This window comes from Pseudomonas sp. LF-5 (genome assembly GCF_037626295.1).
Taxonomy (GTDB): Bacteria; Pseudomonadota; Gammaproteobacteria; order Pseudomonadales; family Pseudomonadaceae; genus Aquipseudomonas; species Aquipseudomonas monsensis.
This window is the reverse complement of the sequence record NZ_JARKMT010000002.1, coordinates 471,242-485,609: the sequence shown is the minus strand read 5'-3', so window position 1 is coordinate 485,609 and position 14,368 is coordinate 471,242. Positions and strand designations below refer to the sequence as shown.

14 protein-coding genes are annotated in these 14,368 nt (G+C 61.4%); 8 read left to right on the top strand and 6 right to left on the bottom strand.

Going from position 1 to position 14,368, the window contains the following annotated elements; genetic code table 11:
* The first annotated feature begins 57 nt into the window (after window positions 1-57).
* Together PseuLF5_RS09390 and PseuLF5_RS09385 are read left to right on the top strand one after the other, a co-directional pair.
* Window positions 58-507, top strand: coding sequence for a Spy/CpxP family protein refolding chaperone (locus tag PseuLF5_RS09390; RefSeq protein WP_123465655.1), 450 nt, complete (start codon window positions 58-60; stop codon window positions 505-507).
* Window positions 508-683: 176 nt separating this feature from the next.
* Entirely contained in the window at window positions 684-2,024 is a 1,341-nt protein-coding gene (locus tag PseuLF5_RS09385) for a sensor histidine kinase (RefSeq protein WP_128616257.1), read from the top strand.
* Window positions 2,025-2,270: 246 nt separating this feature from the next.
* Here PseuLF5_RS09385 and PseuLF5_RS09380 read toward each other — a convergent pair whose 3' ends face one another.
* On the bottom strand, window positions 2,271-2,837 hold the full coding sequence (locus PseuLF5_RS09380) for a nitroreductase family protein (protein ID WP_340133394.1): 567 nt from the start codon (window positions 2,835-2,837) through the stop codon (window positions 2,271-2,273).
* A gap of 121 nt (window positions 2,838-2,958) precedes the next feature.
* Between PseuLF5_RS09380 and PseuLF5_RS09375 the strand changes: the two genes are divergently transcribed.
* Window positions 2,959-4,413 carry a TrkH family potassium uptake protein gene (locus PseuLF5_RS09375; protein WP_123465649.1) on the top strand — a complete coding sequence of 485 codons (1,455 nt, stop codon included), beginning with the start codon at window positions 2,959-2,961 and terminating at the stop codon, window positions 4,411-4,413.
* Here PseuLF5_RS09375 and PseuLF5_RS09370 read toward each other — a convergent pair.
* Window positions 4,370-5,431: an AraC family transcriptional regulator gene (locus tag PseuLF5_RS09370; RefSeq protein ID WP_267804733.1), complete on the bottom strand. Its 1,062-nt coding sequence runs from the start codon at window positions 5,429-5,431 to the stop codon at window positions 4,370-4,372. The genes PseuLF5_RS09375 and PseuLF5_RS09370 overlap by 44 nt on opposite strands.
* 164 nt (window positions 5,432-5,595) lie before the next feature.
* Here PseuLF5_RS09370 and PseuLF5_RS09365 point away from each other — a divergent pair, with 164 nt between their 5' ends.
* Together PseuLF5_RS09365 and PseuLF5_RS09360 are read left to right on the top strand one after the other, a co-directional pair.
* Window positions 5,596-5,907, top strand: a complete 312-nt coding sequence (locus tag PseuLF5_RS09365) for a DUF962 domain-containing protein (RefSeq protein ID WP_123465645.1) — start codon at window positions 5,596-5,598, stop codon at window positions 5,905-5,907.
* 21 nt (window positions 5,908-5,928) lie between these two features.
* Window positions 5,929-6,522 (top strand): HD domain-containing protein, encoded by a 594-nt coding sequence (locus PseuLF5_RS09360; RefSeq protein WP_222833440.1) that lies wholly within the window; start codon window positions 5,929-5,931, stop codon window positions 6,520-6,522.
* Between the two features lie 63 nt (window positions 6,523-6,585).
* On the opposite strand, the gene PseuLF5_RS09355 is transcribed toward PseuLF5_RS09360, so the two are convergent.
* A complete protein-coding gene (locus PseuLF5_RS09355) occupies window positions 6,586-7,401 on the bottom strand; it encodes a UDP-2,3-diacylglucosamine diphosphatase (RefSeq protein WP_123465641.1) in 816 nt (271 codons plus the stop codon).
* Between the two features lie 135 nt (window positions 7,402-7,536).
* On the opposite strand from PseuLF5_RS09355, the gene PseuLF5_RS09350 reads away from it, so the two are divergent.
* Window positions 7,537-8,301 (top strand): AraC family transcriptional regulator, encoded by a 765-nt coding sequence (locus PseuLF5_RS09350; RefSeq protein WP_222833441.1) that lies wholly within the window; start codon window positions 7,537-7,539, stop codon window positions 8,299-8,301.
* 97 nt (window positions 8,302-8,398) lie between these two features.
* Window positions 8,399-9,292 carry a DMT family transporter gene (locus tag PseuLF5_RS09345; protein WP_128616253.1) on the top strand — a complete coding sequence of 298 codons (894 nt, stop codon included), beginning with the start codon at window positions 8,399-8,401 and terminating at the stop codon, window positions 9,290-9,292.
* Here PseuLF5_RS09345 and PseuLF5_RS09340 read toward each other — a convergent pair.
* The gene (locus PseuLF5_RS09340) at window positions 9,286-9,573 is read right to left on the bottom strand and encodes a SelT/SelW/SelH family protein (RefSeq protein ID WP_128616252.1); all 288 of its coding nucleotides are present in this window, start codon (window positions 9,571-9,573) and stop codon (window positions 9,286-9,288) included. The genes PseuLF5_RS09345 and PseuLF5_RS09340 overlap by 7 nt on opposite strands.
* A gap of 71 nt (window positions 9,574-9,644) precedes the next feature.
* Here PseuLF5_RS09340 and PseuLF5_RS09335 point away from each other — a divergent pair, with 71 nt between their 5' ends.
* Window positions 9,645-11,846 carry a patatin-like phospholipase family protein gene (locus PseuLF5_RS09335; RefSeq protein WP_340133393.1) on the top strand — a complete coding sequence of 734 codons (2,202 nt, stop codon included), beginning with the start codon at window positions 9,645-9,647 and terminating at the stop codon, window positions 11,844-11,846.
* A gap of 131 nt (window positions 11,847-11,977) precedes the next feature.
* Here PseuLF5_RS09335 and PseuLF5_RS09330 read toward each other — a convergent pair whose 3' ends face one another.
* Both PseuLF5_RS09330 and PseuLF5_RS09325 read right to left on the bottom strand, forming a co-directional pair.
* On the bottom strand, window positions 11,978-13,756 hold the full coding sequence (locus tag PseuLF5_RS09330) for a FimV/HubP family polar landmark protein (protein ID WP_340133392.1): 1,779 nt from the start codon (window positions 13,754-13,756) through the stop codon (window positions 11,978-11,980).
* A gap of 127 nt (window positions 13,757-13,883) precedes the next feature.
* Complete coding sequence (locus tag PseuLF5_RS09325; protein WP_027613988.1) at window positions 13,884-14,318, bottom strand: MarR family transcriptional regulator; 435 nt, start codon at window positions 14,316-14,318, stop codon at window positions 13,884-13,886.
* Window positions 14,319-14,368 lie beyond the last annotated feature (50 nt).

The following is a 14,368-nucleotide window of genomic DNA, read 5'->3' as shown; positions in this document are numbered from 1 at the left end:
ATCTCCGTAATCTGTACTCATCCGGAACGTACCGGGAACGAGACAAGGAGATACACCATGCGCAAGACTCTTATCGCTCTGATGTTCGCTGCCGCTCTGCCAACCGTCGCCATGGCCATGCCGCAGGATGGTGGCCCGATGGGTGACCCAATGGATGGCGCTCGCCACGGCGGTCAGATGCACGGCATGCACGGCAAAGGACCGTACAGCCAACTCGACCTGTCTCGCGAACAGCGCGAACAGATCCGCAAGATCATGGGCGAGCAGATGCACGAGCGTAAGCAAGTGGTCGAGAAGTATCTGGAAAAACTCTCGCCGGCTGACCAGAAAGCCATGAAGGACGAGATGGCGGCCAACCACAAGAAAGCCGAAGCCGACGTACGCAACCTGCTGAAGCCGGATCAACAGAAGAAATTCGACGAGATCCAGAAGAAACAGGCTGAACGCCGCGCCGAATGGGCCGAGTTCAAGGCGTGGAAAGCGCAACAGCCGCAAAAAGCGCAATAATGTTCTAATCACAGGCCCGGCGGTATATTCCGTCGGGCCTGTTTTTACCGATCCAAATGCAGGAGTGAGCCTGCTCGCGATAGCGGTGTGCCAGTCGACAGAATCGTGTCTGACCCACCGCTATCGCGAGCATGCTCACTCCTACAGGGGTTTTGTGTTTGTTCTGAGGAATTTCTGTGCGTTCATTGTTCTGGCGTATTCTCGCGAGCTTCTGGCTGGCCATCGCTCTGGTGGCCGGGTTGTCCATTCTGCTCGGGCACATGCTCAACCAGGACGCGTGGATCCTCAGCCGTCACCCGGGCCTCAACACATTGGCCAGTGAATGGACGCAAACCTACGAAGCCCAGGGCGAAGAAGCCGCCCAGACGATCCTCGAACAACGCAAACGCCAGTACCACATCGACGTTCAGGTGCTCAACGAAAGCGGTGATCCGGTGGTCCGCGGCACCTTCCCGCGCCGCGCCGCCGCCTTCGAAGCCCGCCAGAACAACGATGACCGCCGCCTGCCCTGGCGGCGCCTGACCGATGAGTTCACCAGCGAAAAAACCGGTGACACCTATCTGTTCATCTTCCGCATCCCGCACCCGGAACTCGACGCCTGGCACCGCGATAGCCTGCTTTGGCCGCTCAGTGCGCTGGGTATTGCGCTGGTGGTACTGACCCTGTTCAGCCTCTTGGTCACGTTCTCCATCACCCGCCCGCTCAGCCGTTTGCGCGGCGCCGTGCATGACCTGGGACAGACCACCTATCAGCAGAACAGCCTGGCGAAACTGGCCAACCGCCGCGACGAATTCGGCGTGCTGGCCACCGACTTCAATCGCATGGGTGCGCGCCTGCAAAGCCTGATCGGCAGTCAGCGGCAATTGCTGCGTGATGTGTCCCACGAACTGCGCTCACCGCTGGCACGGTTGCGGATTGCCTTGGCGCTGGCGGAACGGGCCAACCCAGAGGAACGCGAGAAACTCTGGCCACGACTGACACGCGAGTGTGATCGGCTGGAAGCGTTGATCAGTGAAATTCTGGTATTGGCGCGAGTCGATGCCGACAACGCCAGTGCTGAAGAGGTGGATCTGAATACGTTGCTCGGCACGTTGCAGAAGGACGCGAAACTGGCATCGCCCGAACAGATCGTGCGTCTTGATGCCGAACCGCAGCTGAATCTGAAGGGCTGGCCGACCATGATCGAGCGCGCCGTCGATAACCTGCTGCGCAATGCCCAGCGCTTCAACCCGGAAGGTCAAGCGATTGAAATGCAGGCCTCGCGTCAGGGCGAAAAAATTGTCGTGAGCGTGCGCGACCATGGCCCGGGGGTGCAGGCTGAGCATTTGAGCCAGTTGGGCGAACCGTTTTACCGGGCGCCGGGGCAGACGGCGGCGGGACATGGCCTGGGCCTGGCGATTGCCCGGCGAGCGGCGGAACGCCATGGTGGGAGTTTGACGCTGGCCAATCATCCGCAGGGCGGGTTTATTGCGAGTCTGGAATTGCCGCTTGTACCCGGCGCCGTCGTCCAACCCTAAAGGCCACCCTCACCCCAGCCCTCTCCCGGAGGGAGAGGGGGCCGAACGAGGTGTCTGGCGCCCTGCATCGACCTGACAAACCGAGTTGATTATGGATGCTGAATCCGTAATCAACTCTGTATCCGAATTGAACCGAAGTCGATTATGGATTCAGCGAAGAACGTTCAGGTCGGCGTATCTCTACAACATCCCCCAATCAGTCCCCTCTCCCTCCGGGAGAGGGTCAGGGTGAGGGGCTTTTGATCTTCAGGCTTTACCCGGCCAGGCGCTGACGAACTCGGCCAGGTCAACCTTCTCCGCCACACGCGGCTCTTTCTGCGGGGTGCCCAGGTACAGGAACGCGATCACCTCTTCCCCTTCCGCCAGCCCCAGCCCTTGGGCCACATGCTTGGAATACGCCAGATCACCGGTGCGCCACACCGCACCAATCCCCTGCGCATACGCCGCCAGCAAAATCCCGTGGGCGGCACAACCGGCCGCCAGCAACTGCTCGGCTTTCGGGTATTTGGAGTGATCCTGCAACTTCGCAATCACCACAACCACCAACGGAGCACGCAGCGGACCGTTGCGTGCCTTGTCGATCATCGCTTCAGTGACTTCGCCTTCCTGCATTTGCGCGGCTTCGGCCAGCAACTCGCCCATCTGCTCGCGTGCCGAGCCTTCGACGGTCAGGAAACGATAAGGCTGCAAGTGCCCGTGATCCGGCGCACGCAGGGCCGCGGAGAACAACGCTTCGCGCTGTGCGGCGGTGGGGGCCGGTTCGACCAGTCGTGGAACGGAAACACGGTTGAGCAAAGCGTCGAGAGCCTGCATCGGCCACCTCCTGAGAAAAATGTGCAGCTATTCTAGCGGTATCTGCCAACCGGGTGCCGGTTTACATGCCTGCCCCCACGGGTAGAATGGCGCCCTTCCCACATCAGCCCGAGCGGACTTCATGGCGTTGCCGACCTTACGGATCATTGGTTTCATCATCGGCATCTTCCTGATCACCCTGGCCGTGGCCATGGTCGTGCCGATGGCCACCCTGGTGATTTTCGAGCGCACCAGCGACCTGCCGTCGTTCTTATGGGCGAGCATGATCACCTTCGTCGCCGGCCTCGCGCTGGTGATTCCCGGCCGGCCGGAACACATTCATCTGCGCCCCCGCGACATGTATTTGCTGACCGTCAGCAGCTGGCTGGTGGTGTGTATTTTCGCCGCACTGCCATTTCTGCTGACCCAGCACATCAGCTACACCGACTCGTTTTTCGAAAGCATGTCCGGCATCACCGCGACCGGTTCGACCGTGCTCAGCGGGCTCGACACCATGTCCCCGGGGATTCTGATGTGGCGCTCGCTGCTGCACTGGCTCGGCGGCATCGGCTTCATCGGCATGGCGGTGGCAATTTTGCCGTTGCTGCGCATCGGCGGCATGCGCCTGTTCCAGACCGAATCCTCGGACCGTTCGGAAAAGGTCATGCCGCGCTCGCACATGGTGGCGCGGCTGATTGTGGCAGCGTATGTCGGCATCACCATCCTCGGCAGCCTGGCGCTCTGGTGGGCCGGGATGAGCCCGTTCGATGCAATCAACCATGCGATGTCGGCGATCTCCACGGGCGGGTTCTCGACCTCCGACCAGTCCCTGGCCAAGTGGACACAACCGGCCGTGCACTGGGTCGCGATCGTGATCATGATCCTCGGCAGCCTGCCGTTCACTCTCTACGTGGCGACATTGCGCGGCAACCGCAAGGCGTTGATCAGGGATCAGCAGGTGCAGGGTTTGTTGGCGATGTTGCTGGTGACCTGGCTGGTACTCGGCACCTGGTACTGGTGGACGACCAAACTGCACTGGCTGGAGGCGTTGCGGCATGTCGCGCTGAACGTGACCTCGGTGGTCACCACCACCGGGTTTGCCCTGGGCGACTACAGCCTGTGGGGCAACTTCTCGTTGATGCTGTTCTTCTATCTGGGTTTTGTTGGTGGCTGTTCCGGCTCGACAGCGGGCGGGATCAAGATTTTCCGCTTCCAGGTCGCCTACATCCTGCTCAAGGCCAACCTTAACCAGCTGATTCACCCACGCGCGGTGATCAAGCAGAAGTACAACGGCCACCGCCTCGACGAAGAGATCGTGCGCTCGATTCTGACCTTCTCGTTCTTCTTCGCCATCACCATCTGCGTGATTGCCCTGCTGCTGTCGCTGCTCGGTGTCGACTGGATGACCGCGCTGACCGGCGCCGCGAGCACCGTGTCCGGCGTCGGCCCGGGCCTGGGTGAAACCATCGGGCCGGCGGGCAACTTCGCCACCCTGCCGGATGCCGCCAAGTGGATTCTGTCGTTCGGCATGCTGCTCGGCCGCCTGGAAATCATTACGGTGTTTGTGCTGTGCATTCCGGCCTTTTGGCGTCACTGACCGCGTTCGGCGCCTGCAACAACCGCGTCCGGTAATCGCCGGGCGTGGTGTCGAACCAGCGGCGGAAGGCGCGGAAGAAATTACTCGGATCGGCAAATCCCAGCAGATAAGCGATCTCCAGCAGGGTCATGCTCGGTTGCGCCAGATACTGTTCGGCCAGTTCGCGGCGGGTGTCATCGAGCAACTGCTGAAAACTGGTGCCCTCCTCCTGCAAGCGGCGCTGCAAGGTCCGTTGCGACAGGTGCAGGGTCTGCGCCACGGTGTCGCGCTTCGGTTCGCCTTGTGGCAACAACCGGCACAACACCTGCCGCGCCTTGTGGGTCACGCGGCTTTCGGAAAAGCGCGCCAGATATTCCCCGGCAAACCGGTCGTGCAGCAGCGCCATCGCTTCATTGGCCGTCGGTAGCGGCGCTTCCATATCCGCGCGTTCGAAGATCAGCGCGTCATACGGTGCGTTGAACACCAGGGGCGCGTGAAAGGCTTGTTTATACGGCTCCAGATCGTCGGGCTGATCGCCCTGCACCAACACTTTGACCGGGTGCAGCGTGCGCCCGGTCAACCAGCCGCACAGGCCCAGCGCGCAGGCCAGCGAGGCTTCGGCGCTTTGTCGGGTCGGCGGCAGATGATCGCCGTGCACGGTCAGAATCAGCGCATAACCTTCATCGAGCAGGCGAAAACTCAGGTCGGCACTTTCGGCAATGATCCGTTGATAACGCACCAAACGTTGAAAGCCTTCGGCCAGCGTGTTGCTCGACATCAACGCGTAGCCGGCGACATGAAACGACGCCGGCCGCACCACTTTGCCCATGTTCAGGCCGATCGCCGGGTTACCGGACAACTCGACCGCCCGTTGCCACAGGCGGGTCATGGAATCTTGCGGGAAACGTGCATCCGGATCATCCAGAGCCGCGTAATCGAGCCCCAGCTGCTTGAACAGAGCCCGGCAATCCAGGCCGTCCATCTCCAATGCTTTGACAATCCCCATCGCCCAGCTTGCAGAAGTCGTTCGTTCGCTCATGGCGTTTTTCTTTTACATGATGGCCCGCATGCTACGGCCCGATTTGCGAAGGATACTAAAGTGGCGCCGATTGTCACTGGCCCACCCCCATGATCACTCTAGACTCAAATAGGCTACCCGCAGAACAACTCGTCGCCAGAACAATAACCACAGAGAACGCGGTCGTGGAAAACATAAAGCATTTCAACAGCTTCGCTGAGTTCTATCCGTATTACCTCAGCGAGCACAGCAACAGCACCTGTCGGCGCCTGCATTTCATCGGCACGACACTGGTGATCCTTATTCTGGCCCTGACTCTCGCCAAAGGCGCCTGGCTGCTATTGTTGGCCTTGCCGCTGGCCGGCTACAGCTTCGCCTGGATCGGGCATTTCTTTTTCGAGAAAAACCGCCCGGCGACGTTTCAGCATCCGCTGTACAGCCTGCTCGGCGACTTCGTCATGTACCGCGACATGATCCTGGGTCGCGTGGCGTTCTGAACAACCCGACGAGGATGGCCAATGAACGCCAATGCCCGTTTCACCCACATGAAAGACGGCACCCAGGAAGACTGGGCAATCATTGCGGCGGATTTCAGTGCCTACGCCAGACAATTGCCGGCGCGGATCATGACCCACCTGAAATTGCTCGAAGGGGATTTCGGCGGCTTCCCGGTGGACCGCCTGACCCACTCGCTGCAAACCGCAACCCGAGCCTTGCGCGACGGGCGCGATGAGGAATATGTGGTGTGCGCGCTGCTGCACGACATTGGCGACACCTTGGGCTCCTACAACCACCCGGACATTGCCGCAGCGATCCTCAAGCCGTTCGTCAGTGCCGAGAACCTGTGGATGGTCGAGAAGCACGGCATCTTTCAGGGCTACTATTTCTTCCATCACCTGGGCATGGATCGGCATCTGCGCGAGCAGTTCAAAGAGCACCCGCAGTTCCAGGCGACCGCCGAATTTTGTGCCAAGTACGATGCGGCGGCGTTTGATCCAGCCTATGACACCCTGCCGCTGAGTTTCTTCGAACCGATGGTGGAAAGGCTGTTTGCGCAGCCGAAGAACTCGATTTACAAAGCCGCAATGGAAGAACACACCACCACCGCTTGATGTTGTTTGTACTGGCCTCATCGCTGGCAAGCCAGCGATGAGGCCCTCTAAACCACCCGAGACTCAGGCCAGTTCCGCGACTTTAGCCGCCTTGAGCTGCGCTTCGCGCGCCTGGGCATCCGCCAGGCGATACAACTCGATCGTGCCGTCCCAATGCTCGATCAACGCCGTGCACGATTCCACCCAGTCGCCGCAATTGAGGTAATCGACCTCGCCAACCTTGCGGATCTCGGCATGGTGAATGTGCCCGCAGACCACACCATGCAGCTCGCGCTTCACGCATTCATGGGCGATGGCTTCTTCGAAGTCGCTGATGAAGCTCACCGCGGTTTTTACCTTGTGCTTGAGATACGCCGACAACGACCAGTACCCGTAGCCATACCGCGCACGCCAGTGATTGAGCCAGCGGTTGAGGGTCAGGGTGAATTCGTAGGCCGAATCGCCGAGGAAGGCCAGCCAGCGATGATAGCGGGTGATCACATCGAACTGATCGCCGTGAATCACCAGCAAATGCCGCCCGTCTGCCGTGACATGCACCGCCTCGTCGACCAACTGGATATTGCCCAGAATCAGCTTCGAATAGCGGCGCAGGAATTCGTCGTGGTTGCCGGTGACGTAAATCACTTCGGTGCCGCGCTTGCTCATGGTCAGCAAGCGGCGGATCACGTTGGTGTGCGCTTGTGGCCAATACATGCCGCCACGCAGTTTCCAACCGTCGATGATGTCGCCGACCAGGTAGATCTTGTCGGCGTGATAGCCCTTGAGAAACGTCGACAAGTGTTCCGCCTGGCAATCCCGCGTGCCCAGGTGCACGTCTGAAATCCACAAGGTGCGCACTCGCTGTTTACGGCTGGGTTTGGCAAGCTCGGCGCTGGTCATGGGCAACCCTCTACGATGTTTTCGCCAGAGTGCGCCCGTCCGGTTAATCGACCATGACAGGCGCGAGTCAGTCCTGTGACAACGCATCCGGCGCGGGCCGGTGTAGACTGGCGATCACTTCGGAGACGAACTGCGATGCGACCGATCCTCACCCTGCGCGACTACACCCATGATCTGATCGTCCACAGCCACGAGCACGCTCAACTGGTGTTCGGGTTATCGGGCGCGCTGGATTTCGAGGTCGAGGGCCAGGGCAGTCAGGTGCGCCAGCAGAGTTTCGTGGTCGTCCCGTCCGGCGCCCATCATGCCTGCGGCAGCCCTGATGGCAGTCGCTGCCTGGTGCTCGACATCCCTGAGGGGCCGTGGGTAACAGAGTCATTGGGCGAGCATGCCGAGGCCAGTCGCCGCCTGCTCGACAATCCGGCGCGCCGGACACTGGATACCGGGCAAAGCCAATTGGTCAGCTGGCTGGCCAGCAGCCCCATCAGTGATCCGCTGATCGCTCGCCAGGGTGCCGTGTTGCTGCTGGCCAGCCTCAATCATGCCAGGCCGGCCGAACTCGCCGCGCGCCGCCTGCCCTACGCAGCGCTGGACGCGCACATCGAGCAATACGCCGCCTATCCACTGCAAGTCGCCGACCTGGCGCGCATCGCCGGCCTGTCCAGCGCGCGCCTGCATGCGCGGTTCATGGCCGAATGCGGACAGACGCCGATGGACTACATTCGCAGCCGGCGCCTGCATCTGGCGGTGCGACTGTTACGCGACACTGCACTGCCGATCGGCGAAGTAGGCAGCCGCGTAGGCTACAGCTCGCAAAGTGCTTTTTCAGCCGCAGTCCTGCGTGAGTTCGGTTCATCACCCGGCCAGCTTCGGCGCGAGTCCTGCAACAAAAGACGCTAGTCTGCCGACAGACTTATCAGCCTGCATACGATTCAATGTGCAGGCGCCGCCGAAGGCTGCGCCTACCGTTGAATATGTGCCTGAATTAAGGATTGCGATGACCCCGCGTACCGCCCTTGGCGCCCTGCATATTGGCGCCCTGATGTTCGGCCTGACCGGTGTGTTCGGCAAACTCGCTGCGGCATCACCTGCCGTGATCGTGTTCGGCCGTGCCGCGTTCGCCGTGCTCGCCCTGGCTTTTTTTGCCCGTTTCGCCAGCCAGAACGGCTGGCAAAAACTCCAGGCTGTGGACTGGCGACGCCTCGCCCTCAGCGGTGTGTTGCTGGCCGGGCATTGGGTGAGCTTTTTCGTTTCGGTAAAAATCGCCGGGGTGGCGATTGCGACGCTGGGCTTTGCCAGTTTCCCGGCGTTCACGGTGATTCTCGAAGGGCTGATCTTCCGCGAACGCATCCGCGCCAACGAGATCGTGCTGGTGGTGCTGGTCACGGTCGGTCTGGTGCTGGTGACGCCGGCGTTCGATCTGGCCAGTGGCGCGACCACCGGCCTGCTTTGGGCGGTGCTGTCCGGCCTGTTGTTTTCCCTGCTGTCACTGACCAATCGCGCCAGCTCCGGGCGCATCCCGGCGGTGCAGGCGGCGCTGTGTCAGAACGTCGTGGTCGCCGTGTGCCTGCTGCCGGTCGCGGCGCCGCAACTCAGCGAAGTGCGCGCACTGGACTGGCTGTGGATCGGCCTGCTCGGGGTGTTCTGCACCGGGGTGGCCCACAGCCTGTTCGTGGCCAGTCTGGCGGTGATCAAGGCGCGCACGGCAGCGGTGGTGTTTGCGATGGAACCGGTTTACGGCATCACCGTTGCCTGGCTGCTGTTTGATGAGAACCCGACACTGCGGATGTTGCTCGGTGGTGCACTGATCATCGTCGCGATCGTCGTGTCGGCGCGGATGTCAGGCCATGCGGACAAGAAAACCGTCGCCGCCGAGGCCGCGTCTCACTGAGTGCGGTCGTTGTGGCCGAGGTCGCGGTCAGGGTCGATCTGATCGCGCACCCGTTGCTTCAACACCTTGGCTTCGGGAAAGCCACCGTCGGCCTTGCGCTCCCAGATCTGCACGCCAGCGCAGGTGATGTGAAACACCCCGCCGGTGCCCGGCACCAACGAGACTTTGCCGAGGTCGTCGGCAAAGGTGCTGAGCAACTCCTGGGCCAGCCATGCGGCGCGCAACAGCCATTGGCATTGCGTGCAATAGGTGATGACAACTTCTGCTTTTGCGGCGGTCATGTTCGCTGAAACTCCTGAGACAGAGGGCGCCGCTATAATAGCCGGCTTTACAGTTTGCCCCGAGACTCACAATGCGCCGTCTGCTGCTCTGCCTGCTGCTTGGTTTCCTGCCCTTGTTCGTTCACGCCAGCGCCCCTGCCAACGAAGCTACGCGGCCAAAAGTCGGCCTGGTGCTGTCCGGTGGCGCTGCGCGTGGCCTGGCGCACATCGGCGTGCTCAAGGCGCTGGAAGAGCAAGGTATCAAGATCGACGCGATTGCCGGCACCAGCATGGGCGCGGTGGTCGGCGGCCTGTATGCCTCGGGCTACAAGATCGACGAGCTGGAAAAACTCGCCCTGAACATCGACTGGCAACAGGCGCTGTCCGACGCCCCGCCCCGGGAAGACGTACCGTTTCGGCGCAAGCAGGATGATCGCGACTTCCTGGTGAAACAGAAGCTGAGCTTTCGCGACGACGGCAGCCTCGGCCTGCCGCTGGGGGTGATTCAGGGGCAGAACCTCGCACTGTTGCTGGAGAGCCTGCTGGCGCATACCAGCGATACACGGGATTTCGACAAGCTGCCGATCCCGTTCCGCGCCGTCGCCACCGACATCGCCAATGGCGAAAAAGTGGTGTTCCGCAAGGGTCACCTGCCCCAGGTGATTCGCGCCAGCATGTCGATCCCGGCGGTGTTCGCCCCGGTGGAACTCGATGGCCGGTTGCTGGTGGACGGCGGCATGACCGACAACATCCCCCTCGACGTGGCGCGGGAAATGGGGGTCGACGTCGCCATCGTCGTCGATATCGGAACGCCCCTGCGCAACAGCAAGCAGCTGACCACCGTGGTCGACGTACTGAACCAGTCGATCACCCTGATGACCCGGCGCAACTCCGAAGAGCAACTCGCGGCCCTGAAACCGTCGGATGTCCTTATCCAGCCGGCGCTGGCGGCGTTCGGCGTCACCGACTTCGGCAAGGCGCAGGACATGATCGACGCCGGTTACCGCGCGACGCGAATTCTCGACGCCCGCCTCGCCGTGCTCAAATCCGCCGAATCCCAGGATGCCGAACTCAACGCTGCCCGCTCGCCGGGCCAGCGCACACCGATCATCACCGCGATCAAGGTCGAGAACAATTCGAAAGTCGATGACGATGTCATTCGTTACTACATCCGCCAGCACATCGGCGAACCGCTGGACCTGGGGCGCCTGCACTCGGACATGGGCACCCTGTATGGCCTCGACTACTTCGAGCAGGTGCAATACCGCGTCGTGCACAAGGGGCAGGATCACACCTTGGTCATCAGTGCCCGTGGCAAGCGCAGCGGCACCGATTACCTGCGGGTCGGCCTCAACCTGTCGGACGATATGCGTGGCGACAGCGCTTTCAACCTCGGTGCCAGTTACCGGGTCAACGGCATCAATCGGCTCGGCGCGGAATGGCTGACCCGCGCGCAAATTGGCGATAAGCAGGAGCTGTACAGCGAGTTCTACCAGCCGCTGGACGTCGGCTCGCGCTACTTCATCGCCCCGTCGGTGGTGTTCGAAGCGCAGAACGTCGATGCCGTGCTCGATAACGATCCGATCGCGCAGTACCGCGTCGAACGCTATGGCATGGCGCTGAATGTCGGCCGGCAGATCGGCAACAACGGTGAAGTGCGCTTTGGCGTCGGCGAGGCGTGGGGCAAGGCTGACGTGCGCATTGGCGATCAGGACCTGCCCAGCGAGCATTTCAACGAAGGCTTCTATGCGCTGAAGTACTCCTACGACTCGCTGGACAACGTCTACTACCCGCACGAAGGCAAGGACATCAGTCTGACACTGCTGCAATTCGAACCGAGCCTGGGGTCAGACACACGCTACAGGCAATGGGAATTCAAACTCGATAAAGCCATGAGCCGCGGGCCGGACACGCTGATACTCGGCGGGCGTTACGGGCGCACACTCGACGACACCAACGTGGTCACTTCCAGCTTCCTGCTCGGCGGTGCGCGGCAGTTGTCGGGCTTCCGTGAGGATGCGATTTCGGGACAGAACGTCAGCCTGTTGCGGGCGGTGTATTACCGCCGCCTGACCCCGCGCGCCTACCTGCCGCTGGACTTCCCGCTGTACGCCGGTGCTTCGCTGGAGCGTGGTCGGGCATGGAACAACGACAATGAATTCGACAGTGGCTACATCAACGCCGCCAGTGTATTTATCGGGTTCGATACACCATTGGGGCCGTTGAATTTCAGTTACGGGCTGAATGATGCCAACGAGCAGGCGGTGTACCTGAATCTCGGCCAGACCTTCTGATCAATCAGGTCTGACAGGCCGTGTTCGCGAGCGAGCCCGCTCCCATAGTTGGAATGCTTTTCAACGGTGGGAGCGGGCTCGCTCGCGAAAGCAATCATCCAGCGCCCCTGAAAATACCGGTGACTCAACAATCAACGAATCCCCGCCAACAAGGTTCGAGCGGTTTGCCTGAGGGGTTCGTCGCCCTCCTTGAGCAATTCATTGAGCAACGCAATCGCACTGTCGATGTCTCCGTCATCAATGCAGTTCTGTGCCTGCTCGAGCTTGCCGGCACCTGCATCGCCCTCCTCTTCCGGCATCTGCAGCTCCAGCGTTTCCAGGGGCAGCGACGGCGGCGGATCAGCAAACTCGTTGAGAAAGTCATCGTCCAGCGGCTGAGCCTCGGGCTCGGGGATCCATTCCAGCTCCGCTTCTTCGCTGGCCGCCGGAAGCTCAAAGTCCTGCGGCAGCACTTGCAGACGGCTACCCTGCGGTGCTTCGTCCAGCGTTGATCGCGGCGGCGCCGCACGGCTGTCCTCCAGATCCCAACTGGCGGCCGTCGACAATTCATCCAGCTTCAGCTCGAAATGATCTTCGGGCGCTGCCGGCTCAGGCTCAGCGACAACCACCGGCGCGACACTGGCAGCCACCGGCGCAACAGTCGCCAATGGCGCAGCACTCGACAGTTTCGGATGACGCTCGCGCACCGCCTGCAGCTCTGCGGCCTCTACACCGAGTTCACGCAGGTGCTGTTCCTGTTGCTCATACGCTGCGCTATCACCCTGACGCCCGAGCACTTCCAGCTGTTTCAGGCCGAGGTCGATGCGTTGCGGTTCTTTGTGCAAAGCCTCGCGCAGCAGGCCAACCGCTTCACCCAGCCGTCCGTACGCCAGATAAATCCCCACCGCTTCCAGCACATCGCCCGCCGCGGGTTCTTCGCGATGCTCGGCTGTAGCGTGGGGCCTGACGGGATGACTGTCGGCCACTTCCTCGATTTGCGTGTCGTTGCCGGACGGCCACAATGGCAGCGGTGTTTCATCCTGTTTTGACTGACGACGACGGCGAATAACCACGCCGGCAATCAGTCCGCCAAGCAACAGCAACAAACCACCCAGCCACCAGCCATTCGGGGAGTCGTCAGCCGCGGCGACCGGCGCAGCCACCTGGGCCGGCGTCGGCGTGACCACCGCAGGCGGTGGCGGTTTCTGCAGTTCGGTCAGTCGGGTCTGCAGTTCACCCAACTGTTTCTTGCCATCGGCGATGAGCGCCTGCTGTTCCTGCAGTTTTGCGTTCAATTCATCGACGGTTTTTTGCAACTGCTGGTTGTGCAGGGTGCTGGCGGCCAGCTGTTCGGCAAGCGCATCGCTGGCCGCTGCGGCGGGCGGTGGCGGCACCGGCGCCACTGCGCGTTTGCCCTGGGCTGCCTGAGTCGGCGCGGTGGTCGGTTCGACCGTGGGGAATTCAGAGGATTGCGGGCGCGGATCCGGCTCATCGGTGGCCGGTACGATACCGGGCGAGCCCGGCGGGTCGATCAACACGGTGTACTCGCGCAGCAGGCGCCCATTGGGCTGATTGAGCTGCACCAGAAAATTCAGAAAAGGTTCGTTGACCGGTTTACTCGAGGTCACCCGGACCAGTTGGCGACTGCCGTGCAGAATCGGCGTGAATTTGAGGTCGTTGAGGAAGAACACCCGCTCGACCCCGGCGCGACCGAACTCATCCGCCGTCGCCAGGCTGATCGACAGATCGCTCTGGGTGAGCGCGCCGACATCCACCAGCGCGATGTCGGCCTTGAGCGGCTGATTGAGGGCTGAATGAACCGTGATGTCACCCAGCCCAAGGGCCACCGACGCGGTCGAATAGCTGAATACACCAGCGACCAGCAACCTTTTGGCGCCACCGCGCAGTACCACGTGCCAACTTGCGAGCATGAGCATCCCTTAAATAAGCAAAACCGGTTTCTATGCGTTCGCACATCCGGTACGAACACGATATTGCCCAGTAGTTCTTATAGTCTGCTCAGCGCGATCCCTCAAAAAACCGGCACGCGGTTATGCCTCAAGACTTTTCCAGATTGCCCAGAATGTGCCCGTGAACGCGCATGCACACCTTCAGATCCGCTTCGTCGACGCCTTCGAACAATTCGTGGCGCAGTTGCGTGGCAATGGTTTCGATTTGTTCGATCAGCGGCAAGGCGGGCGCGCAGAGCACGATTTTTTTCGCCCGACGGTCTTCCATCACGGACTGGCGTTGCACCAGGCCCTGGCTTTCCAGACTATCGAGCAAGCGTGCAAGGGTCGGCCCTTCGACACCGACGCTTTGCGCCAGCTCACGTTGCGTCGGCGCGTCTTCAAAGCGCGCCAGGTGCAGCAGCACCAGCCAGCGTGCCTGGGACAGGCCCAGACCCGCGAGGCGGCGGTCCAGTTCGGCACGCCAGCCACGGGACATCTGGGCCAGTTGCATGCCAAAGCGGTGTTGATCGGTTAACGGCATAAAACACTCATGGTTAGACTGACAAATAGAGAAAAACTAATTATTAGTCA

What these genes read in the sequence shown, in the direction of transcription:
- PseuLF5_RS09390 (WP_123465655.1), top strand. Translation starts at nt 58, where the DNA reads ATGCGCAAGACTCTTATCGCTCTGATGTTCGCTGCCGCTCTGCCAACC.
- PseuLF5_RS09380 (WP_340133394.1), bottom strand. Translation starts at nt 2,837, where the DNA reads ATGCAGGCTCTCGACGCTTTGCTCAACCGTGTTTCCGTTCCACGACTG.
- PseuLF5_RS09375 (WP_123465649.1), top strand. Translation starts at nt 2,959, where the DNA reads ATGGCGTTGCCGACCTTACGGATCATTGGTTTCATCATCGGCATCTTC.
- PseuLF5_RS09370 (WP_267804733.1), bottom strand. Translation starts at nt 5,431, where the DNA reads ATGAGCGAACGAACGACTTCTGCAAGCTGGGCGATGGGGATTGTCAAA.
- PseuLF5_RS09360 (WP_222833440.1), top strand. Translation starts at nt 5,929, where the DNA reads ATGAACGCCAATGCCCGTTTCACCCACATGAAAGACGGCACCCAGGAA.
- PseuLF5_RS09355 (WP_123465641.1), bottom strand. Translation starts at nt 7,401, where the DNA reads ATGACCAGCGCCGAGCTTGCCAAACCCAGCCGTAAACAGCGAGTGCGC.
- PseuLF5_RS09350 (WP_222833441.1), top strand. Translation starts at nt 7,537, where the DNA reads ATGCGACCGATCCTCACCCTGCGCGACTACACCCATGATCTGATCGTC.
- PseuLF5_RS09345 (WP_128616253.1), top strand. Translation starts at nt 8,399, where the DNA reads ATGACCCCGCGTACCGCCCTTGGCGCCCTGCATATTGGCGCCCTGATG.
- PseuLF5_RS09340 (WP_128616252.1), bottom strand. Translation starts at nt 9,573, where the DNA reads ATGACCGCCGCAAAAGCAGAAGTTGTCATCACCTATTGCACGCAATGC.
- PseuLF5_RS09335 (WP_340133393.1), top strand. Translation starts at nt 9,645, where the DNA reads ATGCGCCGTCTGCTGCTCTGCCTGCTGCTTGGTTTCCTGCCCTTGTTC.
- PseuLF5_RS09330 (WP_340133392.1), bottom strand. Translation starts at nt 13,756, where the DNA reads ATGCTCGCAAGTTGGCACGTGGTACTGCGCGGTGGCGCCAAAAGGTTG.
- PseuLF5_RS09325 (WP_027613988.1), bottom strand. Translation starts at nt 14,318, where the DNA reads ATGCCGTTAACCGATCAACACCGCTTTGGCATGCAACTGGCCCAGATG.